The sequence below is a fragment of the Rhodococcus sp. RD6.2 genome, from assembly GCF_001040705.1.
Taxonomy (GTDB): Bacteria; Actinomycetota; Actinomycetes; order Mycobacteriales; family Mycobacteriaceae; genus Rhodococcus_G.
Window position 1 is genome coordinate 162,591 of record NZ_CVQP01000001.1, and the last position, 16,624, is coordinate 179,214.

Annotated in this window: 15 protein-coding genes; 9 read left to right on the forward strand and 6 right to left on the reverse strand. The window is 68.5% G+C overall.

Features of this window, described 5'->3' with window-relative positions:
* Window positions 1-4: 4 nt before the first annotated feature.
* The 9 genes from RHCRD62_RS00735 (at window position 5) to proB (ending at window position 12,060) form a co-directional block, all read left to right on the forward strand.
* On the forward strand, window positions 5-2,662 hold the full coding sequence (locus RHCRD62_RS00735; protein ID WP_050062765.1) for a valine--tRNA ligase: 2,658 nt from the start codon (window positions 5-7) through the stop codon (window positions 2,660-2,662).
* The gene (locus tag RHCRD62_RS00740; RefSeq protein ID WP_050062766.1) at window positions 2,659-4,086 is read left to right on the forward strand and encodes a bifunctional tetrahydrofolate synthase/dihydrofolate synthase; all 1,428 of its coding nucleotides are present in this window, start codon (window positions 2,659-2,661) and stop codon (window positions 4,084-4,086) included. Before RHCRD62_RS00735 ends, RHCRD62_RS00740 begins: the two co-directional genes overlap by 4 nt.
* Window positions 4,083-4,484 carry a DUF4233 domain-containing protein gene (locus RHCRD62_RS00745; RefSeq protein WP_050062767.1) on the forward strand — a complete coding sequence of 134 codons (402 nt, stop codon included), beginning with the start codon at window positions 4,083-4,085 and terminating at the stop codon, window positions 4,482-4,484. Before RHCRD62_RS00740 ends, RHCRD62_RS00745 begins: the two co-directional genes overlap by 4 nt.
* A gap of 45 nt (window positions 4,485-4,529) precedes the next feature.
* Window positions 4,530-4,949, forward strand: coding sequence for a nucleoside-diphosphate kinase (gene ndk / locus RHCRD62_RS00750; protein WP_050062768.1), 420 nt, complete (start codon window positions 4,530-4,532; stop codon window positions 4,947-4,949).
* A gap of 446 nt (window positions 4,950-5,395) precedes the next feature.
* Window positions 5,396-8,548, forward strand: coding sequence for a translation initiation factor IF-2 N-terminal domain-containing protein (locus RHCRD62_RS00755; RefSeq protein ID WP_050062769.1), 3,153 nt, complete (start codon window positions 5,396-5,398; stop codon window positions 8,546-8,548).
* Between the two features lie 211 nt (window positions 8,549-8,759).
* Window positions 8,760-9,071 (forward strand): 50S ribosomal protein L21, encoded by a 312-nt coding sequence (gene rplU / locus RHCRD62_RS00760; protein WP_007532013.1) that lies wholly within the window; start codon window positions 8,760-8,762, stop codon window positions 9,069-9,071.
* A gap of 61 nt (window positions 9,072-9,132) precedes the next feature.
* Window positions 9,133-9,396 (forward strand): 50S ribosomal protein L27, encoded by a 264-nt coding sequence (gene rpmA, locus RHCRD62_RS00765; RefSeq protein ID WP_007532011.1) that lies wholly within the window; start codon window positions 9,133-9,135, stop codon window positions 9,394-9,396.
* Window positions 9,397-9,496: 100 nt separating this feature from the next.
* Window positions 9,497-10,957, forward strand: a complete 1,461-nt coding sequence (gene obgE, locus RHCRD62_RS00770; RefSeq protein ID WP_050062770.1) for a GTPase ObgE — start codon at window positions 9,497-9,499, stop codon at window positions 10,955-10,957.
* Window positions 10,954-12,060 (forward strand): glutamate 5-kinase, encoded by a 1,107-nt coding sequence (gene proB, locus RHCRD62_RS00775; RefSeq protein ID WP_050062771.1) that lies wholly within the window; start codon window positions 10,954-10,956, stop codon window positions 12,058-12,060. The genes obgE and proB overlap by 4 nt, the downstream gene beginning before the upstream one ends.
* A 12-nt stretch (window positions 12,061-12,072) precedes the next feature.
* Here proB and RHCRD62_RS25680 read toward each other — a convergent pair whose 3' ends face one another.
* The 6 genes from RHCRD62_RS25680 to ectA form a co-directional block, all read right to left on the reverse strand.
* Window positions 12,073-12,243, reverse strand: coding sequence for a hypothetical protein (locus tag RHCRD62_RS25680; RefSeq protein ID WP_157050758.1), 171 nt, complete (start codon window positions 12,241-12,243; stop codon window positions 12,073-12,075).
* Between the two features lie 9 nt (window positions 12,244-12,252).
* A complete protein-coding gene (locus RHCRD62_RS00780) occupies window positions 12,253-13,083 on the reverse strand; it encodes an NAD-dependent protein deacetylase (RefSeq protein ID WP_157050792.1) in 831 nt (276 codons plus the stop codon).
* Between the two features lie 296 nt (window positions 13,084-13,379).
* Complete coding sequence (locus tag RHCRD62_RS00785; RefSeq protein ID WP_050062772.1) at window positions 13,380-14,303, reverse strand: D-isomer specific 2-hydroxyacid dehydrogenase family protein; 924 nt, start codon at window positions 14,301-14,303, stop codon at window positions 13,380-13,382.
* Window positions 14,304-14,322: 19 nt separating this feature from the next.
* Window positions 14,323-14,721, reverse strand: coding sequence for an ectoine synthase (locus RHCRD62_RS00790; protein ID WP_050062773.1), 399 nt, complete (start codon window positions 14,719-14,721; stop codon window positions 14,323-14,325).
* 15 nt (window positions 14,722-14,736) lie between these two features.
* Entirely contained in the window at window positions 14,737-16,011 is a 1,275-nt protein-coding gene (ectB, locus tag RHCRD62_RS00795; protein WP_050062774.1) for a diaminobutyrate--2-oxoglutarate transaminase, read from the reverse strand.
* The gene (gene ectA, locus RHCRD62_RS00800) at window positions 16,008-16,457 is read right to left on the reverse strand and encodes a diaminobutyrate acetyltransferase (RefSeq protein ID WP_050063382.1); all 450 of its coding nucleotides are present in this window, start codon (window positions 16,455-16,457) and stop codon (window positions 16,008-16,010) included. The genes ectB and ectA overlap by 4 nt, the downstream gene beginning before the upstream one ends.
* Window positions 16,458-16,624: the final 167 nt, after the last annotated feature.

A 16,624-nucleotide genomic window follows, 5' to 3' on the forward strand; every position in this document is an offset into this window, starting at 1 on the left:
CCAGGTGACCAGTGCCGCGCCGCAAGAATCCAGCAACCCCGCCGACGCCCTCCCGAAGAGCTGGGATCCCAGTTCCGTCGAGGAGCAGCTGTACGAGGGCTGGGTAGCGGCCGGGTACTTCGAGGCGGACGCAACCAGCGACAAGCCCGGATACTCGATCGTGCTTCCGCCGCCGAACGTCACCGGCAGCCTCCACATGGGGCACGCACTCGACCACACCCTCATGGACGCGCTGACCCGCCGCAAGCGGATGCAGGGCTTCGAGGTGCTGTGGCTGCCCGGCATGGACCATGCGGGCATCGCGACCCAGACGATCGTCGAGAAGAAGGTCGCGGCCGACGGTGTCGCGAAGGCCGACCTCGGGCGGGAGGCGTTCATCGAGCGCGTCTGGGACTGGAAGCGTGAGTCGGGCGGCACCATCCAGGGCCAGATGCGACGCATCGGCGACGGCGTCGACTGGTCCCGCGACCGGTTCACCATGGACGAGGGCCTGTCGCGGGCCGTCCAGACCATCTTCAAGCGGATGTACGACGACGGCCTGATCTACCGCGCCGAGCGCCTCGTCAACTGGTCGCCCGTCCTGCAGACCGCGATCTCCGACATCGAGGTCAAGTTCGAGGAGGTCGAGGGCGAGCTCGTCTCGCTGCGCTACGGCTCGCTCAACGACGACGAACCGCACGTCATCGTCGCCACCACCCGAGTCGAGACGATGCTGGGCGACACCGCCGTCGCCGTCCACCCCGAGGACGAGCGTTACAAGCACCTCGTCGGCACCACCCTCGAGCACCCGTTCACCGGCCGCGCGATCCCGATCATCGCCGATGACTACGTCGACCCCGAGTTCGGCACCGGCGCCGTGAAGATCACGCCTGCCCACGACCCCAACGACTTCGAGATGGGTCTGCGGCACAGCCTGCCCATGCCGACCATCATGGACAAGACCGGCAAGATCGCCGACACCGGAACGCAATTCGACGGCATGGACCGTTTCGAAGCCCGCGTGAAGGTGCGTGAGGCACTCGCCGAACAGGGGCGCGTCGTCGCAGAGAAGCGCCCGTACCTGCACAGCGTCGGTCACTCCGAGCGCTCCGGCGAGACCATCGAGCCGCGGCTGTCGATGCAGTGGTGGGTCAAGGTCGACGGTCTCGCGAAGGCCGCAGGTGACGCGATCCGCAACGGGGAGACCACCATTCACCCGGCCAGTCAGGAACCGCGCTGGTTCGCGTGGGTGGACCACATGCACGACTGGTGCATCTCCCGGCAGCTGTGGTGGGGTCACCGCATCCCGATCTGGTACGGCCCGAACGGCGAGGTCCAGTGCTTCGGTCCCGACGAGACCGCGCCGGAGGGCTGGGAGCAGGACCCCGACGTCCTCGACACCTGGTTCTCGTCCGGCCTGTGGCCGTTCTCGACGATGGGCTGGCCCGAGAAGACGCCCGAACTCGAGAAGTTCTACCCCACAAGCGTTCTCGTCACCGGCTACGACATCCTGTTCTTCTGGGTCGCGCGGATGATGATGTTCGGCACCTACGTGTCCCAGGACGCCGGCCTCGGGCCTGTCCCGTTCACGGACCTGTTCCTGCACGGCCTGGTCCGCGACCAGTTCGGCAAGAAGATGTCGAAGTCGCGCGGAAACGGCATCGACCCCCTCGACTGGGTGGATCGCTTCGGCGCCGACGCGCTTCGCTTCACCCTCGCGCGCGGCGCCAACCCGGGCAGTGACCTCGCCGTCGGTGAGGACCATGCGCAGTCGTCCCGCAATTTCGCGAACAAGCTGTTCAACGCGACCAAGTTCGCGCTGATGAACGGCGCCGTCGTTGCGGACCTGCCCGATCGCGCGCAGCTCACCGACGCCGACCGCTGGATCCTGGACCGCCTCGAGCAGGTCCGCGCCGAGGTCGACGACGCCTTCGACCGCTACGAGTTTTCCAAGGCGTGCGAGGCGCTGTACCACTTCGCGTGGGACGAGGTGTGCGACTGGTACCTCGAGCTCGCGAAGCCGCAGCTCGCCGAAGGCAGCGTGCACGCCGACGGGACCAAGGCCGTCCTCGGCACCGTCCTCGACGCACTCCTGCGCCTGCTGCACCCGGTGATCCCGTTCGTCACCGAGACGCTGTGGAAGGTGCTCACCGGCGGTGAGTCCGTCGTGATCGCGTCCTGGCCCACCGCGACCGGAGTGCCCACCGACACCGACTCCGCCCGCCGCATCGCGGACCTGCAGAAGCTGGTCACCGAGATCCGCCGCTTCCGCAGCGACCAGGGCCTCAAGCCCTCTCAGAAGGTGGCTGCACGGCTCGCTGGAATCGATGCCGCCGACGTGCAGGCCCAGGTCGGGGCAGCGACGTCGCTGGCGAAGCTCACCGAGCCCGACGCCGACTTCGCCGCCACCGCGTCGATCGAGGTGCGACTGAGCCGCGCCACCGTGACGGTCGAACTCGACACGTCCGGCACCGTCGACGTCGCCGCAGAGCGCAAGCGTCTCGAGAAGGATCTCGCGGCCGCGGAGAAGGAACTCGCCGGTACCACCGCGAAGCTCGGCAACGAGGCGTTCCTCGCCAAGGCCCCCGACGCGGTCGTCGACAAGATCAAGGGTCGTCTGCAGGTGGCGCAGGAAGAGATCACCCGCATCACGGCACGACTCGGCGAACTGGGGCAGGCGTGAGCGAGGAGCACGCGGAGCGGCCTGGGGTTCCCTCCCCGGTCGATCTCGCCGAACTCGCGCTCGTCGAGGCAGAGCTCGACAAGCGCTGGCCCGAGACGAAGATCGAGCCGTCCCTCACCCGGATCGCGGCCCTGATGGATCTGCTCGGCTCGCCGCAGCAGGCGTATCCGGCGATCCACGTGGCGGGCACCAATGGCAAGACGTCCGTGACGCGGATGATCGATGCGCTTCTCTCCCGGCTGCACCGTCGGGTGGGCCGGACCACCAGCCCGCACCTGCAGCTCGCGACCGAGCGGATCAGCATCGACGGTGCCCCGATCTCGCCGCGCACCTACGTCGACACCTACAACGAGCTCGCGCCCTACATCCAGATGGTGGACACGCAGTCGCAGGCCGCGGGCGGTCCGGCGATGAGCAAGTTCGAGGTGCTCACCGCGATGGCGTTCGCCGCGTTCGCGGAGGCGCCCGTCGACGTCGGCGTCATCGAGGTCGGGCTCGGAGGCCGTTGGGACGCAACGAACGTCGTCGACGGTCAGGTCGCGGTCATCACCCCGATCAGCCTCGACCACGCCGAATACCTCGGCACGGACCTCGCTGCGATCGCCGCCGAGAAGGCCGGAATCATCAAGAAGGCACCCGATTCCCTGGTCCCGCGGGACACCGTGGCGATCATCGCGCAGCAGGAGCCCGAGGTGATGGACGTCCTGCTGCGGCGCGCTGTCGACGCGGACGCCGCGGTCGCGCGCGAGGGTTTCGAGTTCACGGTTCTCGCACGGCAGATCGCCGTCGGTGGCCAGCAGCTCGAACTGCAGGGTCTCGGTGGGGTGTACACCGACATCTTCCTGCCGCTGCACGGGGAACACCAGGCGCGCAACGCCTCTCTCGCGCTCGCAGCGGTCGAGGCGTTCTTCGGGGCCGGCCCGGACAAGCAGCTCGATGTCGACGCCGTCCGAGGCGCATTCGCGTCGCTCACCAACCCGGGCAGGCTCGAACGCGTCCGCAGCGCGCCGACGGTGTTCCTCGACGCCGCCCACAATCCCGACGGCGCCCGCGCACTCGCCGCCGCACTCGCCGCGGAGTTCGACTTCCGCAAGCTCGTCGGTGTCGTTGCGGTGCTGAGTGACAAGGACGCTGACGGCATCCTCACGGCACTCGAACCCGTCTTCGACGAGATCGTCGTGACCACCAACGGATCGCCGCGCGCGATGGACGTCGAGCAGCTCGCCGACGCCGCAGTCGCCAGGTTTGGCGACGAACGGGTCGTGGTCGCGCAGACGCTGCCCGACGCGATCGAGACCGCGATCGCGCTGGCCGAGGAGGTCGGCGAGCCGGGGGAGGCCATCTCCGGCGCAGGCGTCGTGGTCACCGGATCCGTCGTCACCGCGGGAGAGGCCCGCACCCTGTTCGGAAAGGACCCCGCGTGACCACGCCCGACCAACCCGCCCAGTTCAAGCCGCCGACCGTCGACCCGTGGAAGGGCTTCCGCGGAGTCTGCTCCGGCACCCTGATTCTCGAGGCGATCGTCGTCTTCCTCGGCATTCCCGCCGTTGCGAAGCTCGGCACGGGAATCAGCACGGTCGAGATCCTGTACCTGACCGCACTCGGCGTGGTGATGATTCTCGCGTGCGGCGTCCAGTCGAAGCCGTGGGGAATGGGCCTGAATCTCGCACTGCAGGTCGGGATGATCGCCGCCTGGGTCATCCACCCTGCAATCGGTGCACTCGGCCTGCTGTTCGCCGCGGTCTGGGCGTACCTGCTGTATCTCCGTAAGGACATCGAGGCACGCATCGAGCGGGGACTGCTACGCGGTCAGCGCGACTGACCCGTTTGCAGGGCAGGCGAGACCGACCCGATAGGCTGTCCGCCCGTGACTGAGCGCACCCTGGTACTGATCAAGCCCGACGGCGTTGCCCGCAACCTCATCGGAGACATTCTCGCGCGAGTCGAGCGCAAGGGTCTGACCGTCGCCGCACTGGAAATGAGGATCGCCGACGCAGACGTTGCAGGCAAGCACTACGCCGAACACGCCGAACGCCCTTTCTACCCAGGACTGCTCGAGTTCATCACCTCGGGACCGCTGGTCGCCGCGGTGGTCGAGGGTCACCGCGCGATCGCGGCCTTCCGTCAGATCGCAGGCGGAACGGATCCCGTGGAGAAGGCCGTCCCCGGCACGATCCGCGGCGACTTCGCCCTCGACGGTCAGCAGAATCTGGTGCACGGATCCGACTCCACGGAATCGGCCGAGCGCGAGATCGCGCTCTGGTTCCCGAACCTCGCACACTCCTGATTCAGCCCCTTCCATCCCGCACCGCACCGCACCCCCACCGGACTCGGTGGGGGTGCGGTGCGGCGTTGGCGCAGTGTGCCCGGCGCGTATGGGATACTGACACTGGTCAACCCGCACACGGTTCGTCCCTGCCCGCCGGAACAGTTCGGGCGGCACCGACGATCGGGTGCGGTCAGACCGGATGACACCACGGCTCGATGTCCGCATCGCTGCTGCCAGGTGGAGGAAATCCCTCCCGGGCCGCACGCTGGATGATCAGGCGCACGGGACGCGGAGTTCAGCCTGCCAGGCCCCACACGAGTTCGACGTGACCGATGTGATCACCGAGAACGGCGCGGGGCGAGACCAGACGGACTCACACCCCGGTGTGAGCACACACAGACAGTGCCCTCGAGTGGCCGCGCACTCCGACAGGTGGACGCGCCCGGGGGCCCGAGGAGACTTACGTGGCCGATCAAGCGCCGCACGAAACTTCACAGTCCACCACTCCGGCGTTTCCGGAGAAGATGCGAGTCCACGCGCTCGCGAAGATCTTGGGGCTGACCAGCAAGCAGGTTCTTGCGCAGGTCGCCGACTTCGGAATCGAACTGCGGAGCGCGCAGTCCAGCATCGATCGCGCTCTCGCAGAGCGCGTCCACTCGGCACTGCACGGGCCCGCCACGTCGGACGAGTCCGCTTCGGCTCCTGGTGACGAAGCACCCGCAGCTGCACCCGCCGCAGAGGCGGCGCCGGAGTCCCTCCACGCGCCGGCGGATCTGATCGCCGAAGCGCAGATCCCGGAGCAGGGTGGACTGTTCACCCACGCGGAATCGCAGGAGGCTGCCGCAGCACCGGCCGAGGTGCCGGTGTTCCAGGCGCCCCTGTTCCTGCAGCCCGAGACGACGGAGGCGCCGCAGCGTCGCAGGCGTGCCCGCCGCGAGGCCGCCGCACCCGACGAGGACGCCCCCATCGAGGTGACCACCGGTCCCGCGGCGCCCACCGGCGAGGAGACCGCCGACCGCGAACAGACCGCGGAGAAGGCCGCCGAGGACACGACCACCGGCGGCGAGGCTGCCGACCACGCCGACGACGAGTCGGAGGGCCAGGGCCGGCGTCGCCGTCGCGGGCGCCGCGGCCGCGGACGTGGACGCGGGGAATCCGAGTCCACGGGCGAGGCCACCGAGACCTCCGACGAACAGGCATCCGAGAAGCAGGCGCCGGAGTCCGAGAGCGGTGCAGAACCGGCCGAGAAGACGTCGACCGACGCCGGCTCCGCCGCGGGTACGACCGCCGAGGAAGGCGACACCGAGGCCGGTGGCGCCGAGGGCAAGGACACAGACGACACCGAGGACTCGGAGGGCGGAACCAGCCGTCGCCGTCGTCGCCGTCGCCGCCGCAAGGGCAGCGACGCCACCGACAGCACCGAGGACGACGGCGTCACCACCGTCGTGCACGAACGCGAACCCCGCACCAAGGCTCGCGCAGTCAAGGACGAGGTGCAGGGCATCTCCGGGTCGACACGGCTCGAGGCCAAGAGGCAGCGGCGCCGCGACGGCCGTGACGCGGGGCGTCGTCGTCCGCCGATCCTCACCGAATCCGAGTTCCTCGCGCGCCGCGAGGCCGTCGACCGCGTCATGGTGGTCCGCGAGAAGAGCGGTCAGGCCCATCCCGACGGACTGACCCAGGTCGCGGTCCTCGAGGACGACATCCTCGTCGAGCACTTCGTCACCACGTCGGCGTCTGCATCGATGGTCGGCAATGTCTACCTCGGCCGCGTGCAGAACGTGCTCCCGTCGATGGAGGCCGCGTTCATCGACATCGGCCGTGGCCGTAACGGCGTCCTCTACGCCGGTGAGGTCAACTGGGAGGCAGCGGGCCTCGGCGGCAACAGCCGCAAGATCGAACAGGCGCTCAAGCCCGGCGACCAGGTGCTCGTGCAGGTGTCGAAGGACCCGGTCGGCCACAAGGGTGCCCGCCTGACCACGCAGATCTCGTTGGCCGGCCGCTTCCTGGTGTACGTGCCGGGCGGTACGTCCACCGGCATCAGCCGCAAGCTGCCCGACACCGAGCGCAAGCGGCTCAAGGAGATCCTGCGCGATGTCGTGCCGCCGGAGGCCGGCGTCATCATCCGCACGGCAGCCGAGGGCGTCAGCGAGGAGGAACTCGCTCGCGACGTGCAGCGTCTGCAGTCGCAGTGGGCGGAGATCGAAGAGCACGCGGCAGCCGCGGACAAGGGCAAGTCGGGCAACCCGAAGGCCCTGTACGAGGAGCCGGACCTGCTCGTGAAGGTCGTCCGCGACCTGTTCAACGAGGACTTCTCCAAGATCGTCATCGAGGGCGAGAAGTCCTGGTCGACGGTGGAGAACTACATTCGGACCGTTGCTCCGGACCTGCTGCCGCGTGTCGAGCGCTACGAACCGCAGGCAGGCGGACCCGACGTGTTCGCCGTCCGGCGGATCGACGAGCAGCTGTCCAAGGCGCTGGACCGCAAGGTGTGGCTGCCGTCCGGCGGCACCCTCGTCATCGACCGGACCGAGGCCATGACGGTCGTCGACGTCAACACCGGCAAGTTCACCGGTGCGGGCGGCAACCTCGAGGAGACGGTCACCCGTAACAACCTCGAGGCCGCCGAGGAGATCGTCCGCCAGATGCGTCTGCGTGACATCGGCGGAATGATCGTCGTCGACTTCATCGACATGGTCCTCGAATCGAACCGGGATCTCGTGCTGCGCCGGCTCACGGAGTCGCTCGGCCGGGACCGTACGCGACACCAGGTCTCCGAGGTCACCTCCCTCGGCCTGGTCCAGATGACCCGGAAGAAGCTCGGAACCGGTCTGGTCGAGGCGTTCTCCACCACGTGTGAGCACTGCCACGGCCGCGGCATCATCGTCCACGCCGACCCGGTCGAGGTTCGCGGCGGCGACGACGGCGCTGCACGGACACAGGGCAAGGGGGAATCCGGCAGCAGGCGCAAGCGTGGCCGCGACAAGTCGACCCAGCCCGAGCAGGCGCAGCCGCAGCAGCAGCCCCCTGCGGAGAAGAACGGTCACGCGGAGGTCGACGCGAGCGCCAAGCGCGCGCATCCTGTCGCGCTCGCCATGGCCGCTCATCTCCACGAGGACGAAGCACACGAGCAGGCCGACGCGGTCACGTCCGTGACCGCTGACGTCGACGCCGAGCCTGCCGCCGAAGCGGCTGCTGTGGTCGAGACCGAGGCCGCAGTCGACGTGGACGAGGCGACACCTGCCGAAGCGGAGGCACACGTCGCCGACGCGGCACCCGCCGAGCCAGGCGAGGCCGGGGACAGCGTCGAGGTCGTCGCGGCCGAACCCGAGCCGGAGCCTGCCGCTGCGCCGGCACGGGGACGCAGGCGTTCCCGTCGGGCGTCGCGAGCAACGGCCGCACCCGAGCACGTGGAGGGCGCGGACGAGGGCACCGTCGTAGTGGTTGCGAAGTCGGACGACGTGACCGTGCCCGAGCCTGCGGCCGCCTCGGCGCCGGAACCGGTCGTCGTGGCCGGCGACGGTGCCGGTGATGCGGAAGCGCAGTCGGTTGCACCGAAACGGCGTCCGCGTAGGCGTGCCGCGGGCAGGCCCGCGGGACCTCCGATCGAAGGCTGATCGGTCGACCGGTCGAGGTGCCGGGATGTGACGTGGCCGGGGCGGTTTGACCCTGCCAATCGCTATCCCGTAATCTTGACCGGTCGCTACTCGGCGACAAAGCTCTGCTGCGCCCGCGAGGGCGCCGGAGGGGCCGAGGAAGCAAAGTACACAAGACCAGTCGCGCGACATCCGCGCGAGCACGTTCGAAGTAGCAAGGGGTAGCCGTCCGATGGCAACGTACGCGATCGTCAAGACCGGCGGAAAGCAGTACAAGGTCGCTGTTGGTGACCTTGTCAAGGTCGAGAAGATCGAGGGTGAGCCCGGCGCTGCTGTCTCGCTGACCCCGGTCCTCGTCGTCGACGGATCCGAGCTGACCACCGACGCCGACAAGCTGGCCAAGGTTGAGGTCACCGGTGAGGTCGTCGAGCACACCAAGGGCCCGAAGATCCGCATCCACAAGTTCAAGAACAAGACCGGCTACCACAAGCGGCAGGGCCACCGTCAGAAGCTGACGGTCCTCAAGGTCACCGGCATCAAGTAACTCGATCTCTTCGAGAACACTTCGTAGAACCGAGCTTTAGAAACCCTGAGGAGGGTCCGTCATGGCACATAAGAAGGGTGCATCCAGCTCGCGCAACGGTCGCGATTCGAATGCCCAGCGACTCGGCGTCAAGCGCTTCGGCGGTCAGGCCGTCAGCGCAGGCGAGATCCTGGTCCGTCAGCGCGGCACGCACTTCCACCCCGGCGTCAACGTCGGCCGTGGCGGCGACGACACGCTGTTCGCCCTCGCTGCCGGTGCCGTCGAATTCGGCACCAAGCGTGGACGCAAGACCGTGAACATCGTTCCGGCTGCCGCAGAGGCCTGAGTCTGCTGCGCAACGCGCTTCCAGAGGGGGCGGGCCAGGGTCACACACCCGGCTCGCCCCTTTTGCTTTTCACCGACTGACAGGAAGGAATCCGGCAGTCATGTCTCGGTTCATCGATCGTGTGGTGCTGCACGTCAGCGCAGGCAAGGGCGGCAACGGCTGCGCCTCCGTGCATCGCGAGAAGTTCAAGCCACTCGGTGGACCGGACGGCGGCAACGGAGGTCGCGGCGGTGACGTCGTCCTCGTCGTCGACTCGAACGTGCACACCTTGCTGGATTTCCACTTCCATCCCCGCGCCAAGGCCACCAGTGGCAGGCAGGGTGAGGGCGGCAACCGGGAGGGCGCCAACGGGTCCGACCTGATCCTGCGCGTCCCCGACGGCACCGTCGTGCTCGACAAGGACGGCCAGATCCTCGCCGACATGATCGGCACCGGAACCCAGTACATCGCCGCCCAGGGTGGCCGCGGCGGCCTCGGCAACGCCGCACTGTCGTCGAAGGCGCGCAAGGCACCGGGCTTCGCGCTCCTCGGCGAGGAGGGCGTCGAGCGAGACCTGGTTCTCGAACTCAAGTCGGTCGCCGATGTCGGCCTCGTCGGATTTCCGTCCGCGGGCAAGTCGTCGCTCGTGTCCGTCCTCTCGGCAGCGAAGCCGAAGATCGCCGACTACCCCTTCACGACGCTGCAGCCGAACCTCGGCGTCGTCTCCAGCGGTGACACCACCTTCACCGTCGCCGACGTGCCCGGCCTGATTCCCGGAGCCAGCGCAGGCCGCGGACTCGGTCTGGACTTCCTGCGTCACCTCGAACGGTGCGCGGTGCTCGCGCACGTCGTCGACTGCGCGACCCTCGAATCCGACCGCGACCCCGTTTCCGACGTCGACGCGCTCGAAGCGGAGCTGGCCGCCTACAAGCCTGCACTGTCGGGTGACGTGAGCCTCGGCGACCTGGCCGACCGGCCGCGCATCGTCATCCTGAACAAGGCCGACGTCCCCGACGCCGCCGAACTCGCCGAGATGGTGACGCCGGAGTTCGAGTCCCGCGGCTGGCCCGTGTTCACGATCTCGGCGGTGAGCCGGGAAGGCTTGCGTCCCTTGACCTTCGCGCTGGCGAAGATGGTCGAGGAGAACCGGACCGCGCATCCGCCCGCCGCGCCGAAGCGTCAGGTCATCCGGCCCATCGCCGTCGACGAGACCGGGTTCAGCATCATCGCCGACCCGGAGACCCCCGGCGGGTTCATCGTCCGCGGCACCCGGCCCGAACGCTGGATCCGCCAGACCGCGTTCGACAACGACGAGGCCGTCGGCTATCTCGCGGACCGCCTCGCTCGGCTTGGCGTCGAGGACAAGCTGGTCAAGATGGGCGCCGAACCGGGTTGCTCGGTGACCATCGGCGATGTCAGCTTCGAATGGGAGCCGCAGACCCCGGCCGGCGTCGACCTCACACGCACCGGACGCGGCACCGACGCCCGACTCGATCAGGTCGAGCGGATCGGCGCCTCCGAGCGCAAGCATGCACACCGGGTTCGCCGCGGACTCGAGGCAGAAGACCCCGAGAACCAGTGACGGAGTCCGTGACCCGCACCGAGATCGCGACCGCTCGCAGCATCGTCGTCAAGATCGGTTCCTCGGCGCTCACCAGCCTTCATGCCGGACTGGACCGCGGGAAGCTCGACGCGCTCGCCGATGCCATCGAGGCGCGGATGCGGGCCGGGACCGACGTCGTCGTGGTGTCGTCCGGTGCCGTCGGCGCGGGCATCGCCCCTCTCGGGCTGTCGAAGAGGCCGCGCGACCTCGCGACCAAGCAGGCGGCCGCCAGCGTCGGGCAGCTGGCGCTGGCGCACGCCTGGGGCACGTCGTTCCACCGGTACGGCAGGACCGTCGGTCAGGTGTTGCTCACCGCCGACGACATCGCCCGCCGCACCCAGTACCGCAATGCCCAGCGCACCCTCGACCGGCTGCGCGCGCTCCACGCCGTCGCCGTCGTCAACGAGAACGACACCGTCGCGACCGCGGAACTGCGGTTCGGCGACAACGATCGGCTCGCTGCGATGGTCGCGCATCTCGTCAGCGCCGACGCGCTGATCCTGCTGTCCGACGTCGACGGGCTCTATGACGGCGATCCGCGCAAGGGTGCGGCGACGCTGATCCCCGAGGTCACGAGTCCCGAGGACCTCGACGGAGTCGTTGCCGGGTCCGGTGGCGCGCTCGGCACCGGCGGTATGGCGTCGAAACTGTCCGCGGCGCGTCTGGCCGCCGACTCGGGGGTGCCGGTGCTGCTGGCGGCGGCGAGTGACGCGGCCCGGGCGCTGTCCCGTGCCGACGTGGGCACCGCGTTCGCCGCCCGGCCGACGCGGCTTTCGGCACGCAAGTTCTGGGTCCGGCACGCCGCCGACACCCAGGGCGAACTGCACCTCGACAGCGGCGCGGTGCGCGCCGTTGTCGATCGGCGACGGTCACTGCTGCCCGCGGGCATCACCGCGACCAGCGGCCGGTTCCACGGCGGCGACGTGGTGTCCCTGTCCGGACCCGACGGAGTTCCCGTGGCGCGCGGAGTCGTGGCCTACGACGCCTCGGAACTCGAGGAGATGCTGGGCCGGTCCACGACGGAACTGCCGTCCGACATGCAGCGTCCCGTCGTCCACGCCGACGATCTGGTGCGTCTGTGACGGGGATGCCCGTCAGGTGCGCGGTGGCGAGGTGTCGTCGGTCGAGTCCGCGACGGGCGGTGGCCCGTCCGGGTGTGGTGCGCCTCCCTCGTTGAGCCAGTCCGCGATCTCGGCGGCGTCCTCCTTCGTAACCGGGCGGCGTCGGCGGAAGAGTGATTTCGCCTTCTCCGTGAGTTTCGACATGTCTCGAGCCTAGCCAGCGTCCGTGCGCAATGCCTGGTGACCGAGTGACCGGACGACGTCGAGAAGGACTTCCGAGCAGCCGGCGTCCAGTTTCAGGGTCGCGTAGTCGTCTCCGCGGGTCGCGCCGCGGTTGACGACGGCGACGGGGATTCCCAGTTTCGCGGCGCGGCGGACGAAGCGCAGCCCTGACATCACGGTCAGCGACGAGCCGAGCACCAGCAGGACATCGGCGGATTCGACCATTGCGAACGCGGCGTCGACGCGGTCACGGGGAACCGATTCGCCGAAGTACACGATGTCCGGTTTGAGGATGCCGCCGCAGTCCTCGCAGTCGACCACACGGAAATGAGCCGTGTCCTCGATGACGGCATCGGCATCCGGGGCGATCTCGACGCCCGTTGCGGCAGCAACGGATTCGGCGAATCCGGGATTCGCCGCTTCCAGACGTTCGGCCAGCGCGATCCGAGACGTCCGACGCTCGCAGCCCATGCACCGAACCTGGAGGTAGCTGCCGTGCAGGTCGATGACCGCCCGGCTACCCGCCTTGGTGTGCAGCAGGTCGACGTTCTGGGTGAGGACGCCGCGCACCGTCCCGGATCGTTCGAGGGCGGCCAGCGCCCGGTGCCCGGCATTGGGCCGGGTGGCATCCATGTGCCGCCAGCCGAGGTGGTTACGGGCCCAGTAGTGCCGCCGGAAATCGGCATCGCCCATGAACTGCTGATACGTCATCGGGTTGCGCGGTGGTGAATCGGGACCGCGGTAGTCGGGGATTCCGGAATCGGTCGACATGCCCGCGCCGGTGAGCGCGACCACGGAGCGCCTGGACACCAGCGCCGCCAGGTCCGACTCCGCGGGCAGAGTGGTCGCGATGGTCACCGATCCAGAGTAGCCCGGGTGGACGCGAGCGCGGCGATCTCACTCCAAGGTCTGCGGCGGACGGTACGGATTTCGTTGTTGCACGTCGAGAACACCGAGCACCGCGACCATGGTGGTGGCGATGGCCGCTACGGCAGTCAGTGCTACTGCTGTTGCCACGACCCGTGCGGACGTCGCACCGACTCCCTGACGCATGTGTTCCTCTTCTGCCCGATGCGGGCGTTTTCTTCGTGACCACCCGGTGCGGGCGGACAGTGTGATCAGTAGCCGGCGAGTGGATCGATTCGCGCGAGGAGCTGTTCGCCAGCGACAAACCGGGAGACGTTGGCGGCGACGTGGTCGGCAAAGGCCTGAGGACGGACCGCCGGCGGATTCGAACAGTGCGGTGTGACAATCGCATTCGGCAAGGTCCAGAGCGGGTGGCCGTCCGGCAGCGGCTCCGGTTCGGTGACGTCGAGTCCGGCGCCGCCGATGGTTCCGTCGCGGAGCGCGGCGACGAGCGCATCGGTGTCGACGAGTGAACCGCGGGCCACGTTGACCACCCAGGACCGCGGGCCCAACCGTCGCAGTTCGTCGGCGCCGACGAGATGCCTGGTGTCGGCGGTCGCGGGGGCCGCGATCACGACGTGGTCCACGAGGCTCCACATCTCGTCCGTGCGATGAGCGGGCAGGGTCATGTCCGCACCGGGAATCTCCGTGCCCGAACGATTCACCGCGACAACCGCGGCGCCAACGGCGGTGAGCATCGGGATGAGGGCCCGCCCGATGCCGCCCGCTCCGAGGATGCCGACCCGTGCCCCGCGCAGGGTGCCGACCCGGCCGAAGAACTCCTCCTGGCGCCACGTCGTCGCGGTGACCTGGTCGGACAGCGACCGCACGCCTGCGAGCAGCAGGGTGAGTGCGTGTTCGGCGACCGTCGCGGCGAAAGCTCCTGCCGCGGAGGTCCATTCCACGTCGGAATGACGCGCGATGATGCCCGAGTCGAACCACTCCTCGACGCCTGCCGAGAACAGTTGGACCCAGCGCACCCCATCGGGAAGCGAGTCGGGGAACTGGTCCGGCCCCGCGTTCCACACCAGTGCCCGCGCGCCCTCGAGCGGCGACACGACCGCGCCGCCGCGGATGACGGCCTCCTCCAGCAGGGGAGTCGTGTGCGGCCCGAGGGCGACGGGCACAGGCGTCATCTGTGAACTCCTGACGTGGTCAGTTGGCGACTTCGACGAGCGGGTACACCCCATTCTCGTCGTGCACCTCCCGGCCGGTGACGGGCGGGTTGAAGACGCACAGCATCCGCATCTCGGTGACGGGTTCGACGCGGTGCCGTTCGTGGCCGTCGAGCAGGTACATGGTGCCGGGCCGCAACTGGTGCACCTNCCCGTTGTCGAGGTCGGTGAGGATGCCGTCGCCTTCGATCAGCCAGACCGCTTCGACGTGGTTGGCGTAGTGGAACTCGTTGACCGAGCCCGCGGCGATGGTGGTTTCGTGGAACGAGAATCCGACGCCGTCGCCCGCGAGGACGATGCGCTTGGATCGCCAGTTGCCGTCGGCGCTGGTGATGTCGCGGTCGGTGTCGGTGATCTCGTCGGTGGTGCGGACGATCATCGTCGATACTCCTTCTCAGGCACACACTTTGGCGGTTGCCTCGGCGAGAATGCTCAAGCCGTGGTCCAGCTCGTCGTTCGTCATGGTGAGGGGCGGAAGCAGTTTCACGACCTCGTCCGAGGGCCCGGACGTCTCGGCGAGCAGACCCTCGTCGTAGGCGAGTCCGCACACCTTCACGGCACGGCCCGGATCGTCGAACACGAGTCCCTGCACCATGCCGCGGCCCCTGGTGCTGACACCGTCGAACGAGTCGGACAGGTTCGCGAAGATCTCCGCGATGCGCTTGCCCTTCGACAAGGTGGACAGTTGCAGCAGATCGTCGGTCCAGTACTGCTCGAGTGCGGCGGTGGCGGTGACGAAGGCGGGGTTGTTGCCGCGGAAGGTGCCGTTGTGTTCGCCGGGGGACCAGACGTCGAGTTCGGGTTTGAACAGCGTCAGGGCCATGGGGAGGCCGTAGCCGCCGATGGANTTGGAGAGGGTGACGATGTCGGGGGTGATGCCTGCGACCTCGAANGAGAAGAAGGGTCCGGTGCGGCCGCAGCCCATTTGGACGTCGTCGACGATGAGGAGGATGTCGCGGGTGTGGCAGAGGTCGGCGAGGGCGCGGAGCCATTCGGGGCGGGCGACGTTGACGCCGCCTTCGCCCTGGACGGTTTCGACGATGACGGCGGCGGGTTTGTTGAGGCCGCTGCCGGAGTCGTCGAGGACGCGTTCGAACCAGTGGAAGTCGGGGGTTTCGCCGTCGAAGTAGTTGTCGAACGGCATGGGGGTGGAGTGGACGAGGGGGATGCCTGCGCCTGCNCGTTTCATGGAGTTGCCGGTGACGGAGAGGGAGCCGAGGGTCATGCCGTGGAAGGCGTTGGTGAAGTTGACGATCGATTCGCGTCCGGTGACCTTGCGGGCGAGTTTGAGTGCGGCTTCGACGGCGTTGGTGCCGGTGGGTCCGGGGAANTGGACTTTGTAGGGGAGGTTTCGGGGTGCGAGGACGAGGGCGTCGAAGGTTTCGAGGAANCGGCGTTTGGCGACGGTGTGCATGTCGAGGCTGTGGGTGATGCCGTCGCTGTCGAGGTAGTCGAGGAGGGCGCGTTTGAGGACGGGGTTGTTGTGTCCGTAGTTGAGTGCGCCTGCGCCTGCGAAGAAGTCGAGGTAGTCGCGTCCGTCTTCGGTGCGGAGCCAGGATCCTTTGGCGGAGGTGAAGACGGTGGGCCAGGACCTGCTGTAACTGCGAACCTCCGACTCCCGCGTCTCGAAGATCGTGATGTCGGGGGAGTCCGTGGTGACTGCGCTCATCGGTGTCCGTTCTCGTGAATCGGTCCTATGGTGTACAGGTCTTCGGCGGTGTGCCCGTCCGGGAAGTGGTCCGGAGTGAACAGTGGCCGTGCGTAGATGCCGGCGCCGCGGCGGTCGGCGAGGGTCCTGAACATCGACTGCGAGGCCGCGTTGTCCCCGGTGACGGTCGTTTCGAGGAACCGGACTCCGAATGACGTTGCCTGGCCGAGCACGCGGTCCAGCATCGCGACCCCGACCCCGCGGCCGCGTGCCGACTCGTCTACGGCGACCTGCCAGACGAAAAGTGTGTCCGGGGCTTCGGGCCGCACGAACCCGGTGACGAAACCGATTATCTCCGAGTCGATCTCGGCGACGATCGACGTTTCGCGGAAGTCGCGGCACCACAACAGGTACGCGTAGCTGGAGTTGACGTCGAGGACGCCGGTGCCCTTCGCGATCCGCCACATGTGACCCGCATCGGAGAGGCGCGGACGACGGAGGAACGCGGTGTCGTCCCGGTACGGGTTCGTGTGGTGGGCAGGGCGGTCGACGAGCTCGGGCACGGGAAGCTCCTTCGGCTGGTCCGGGCACGGAGCGGTGATCCGTCCCCCCGGCGGCTGGGACACCCACCCTG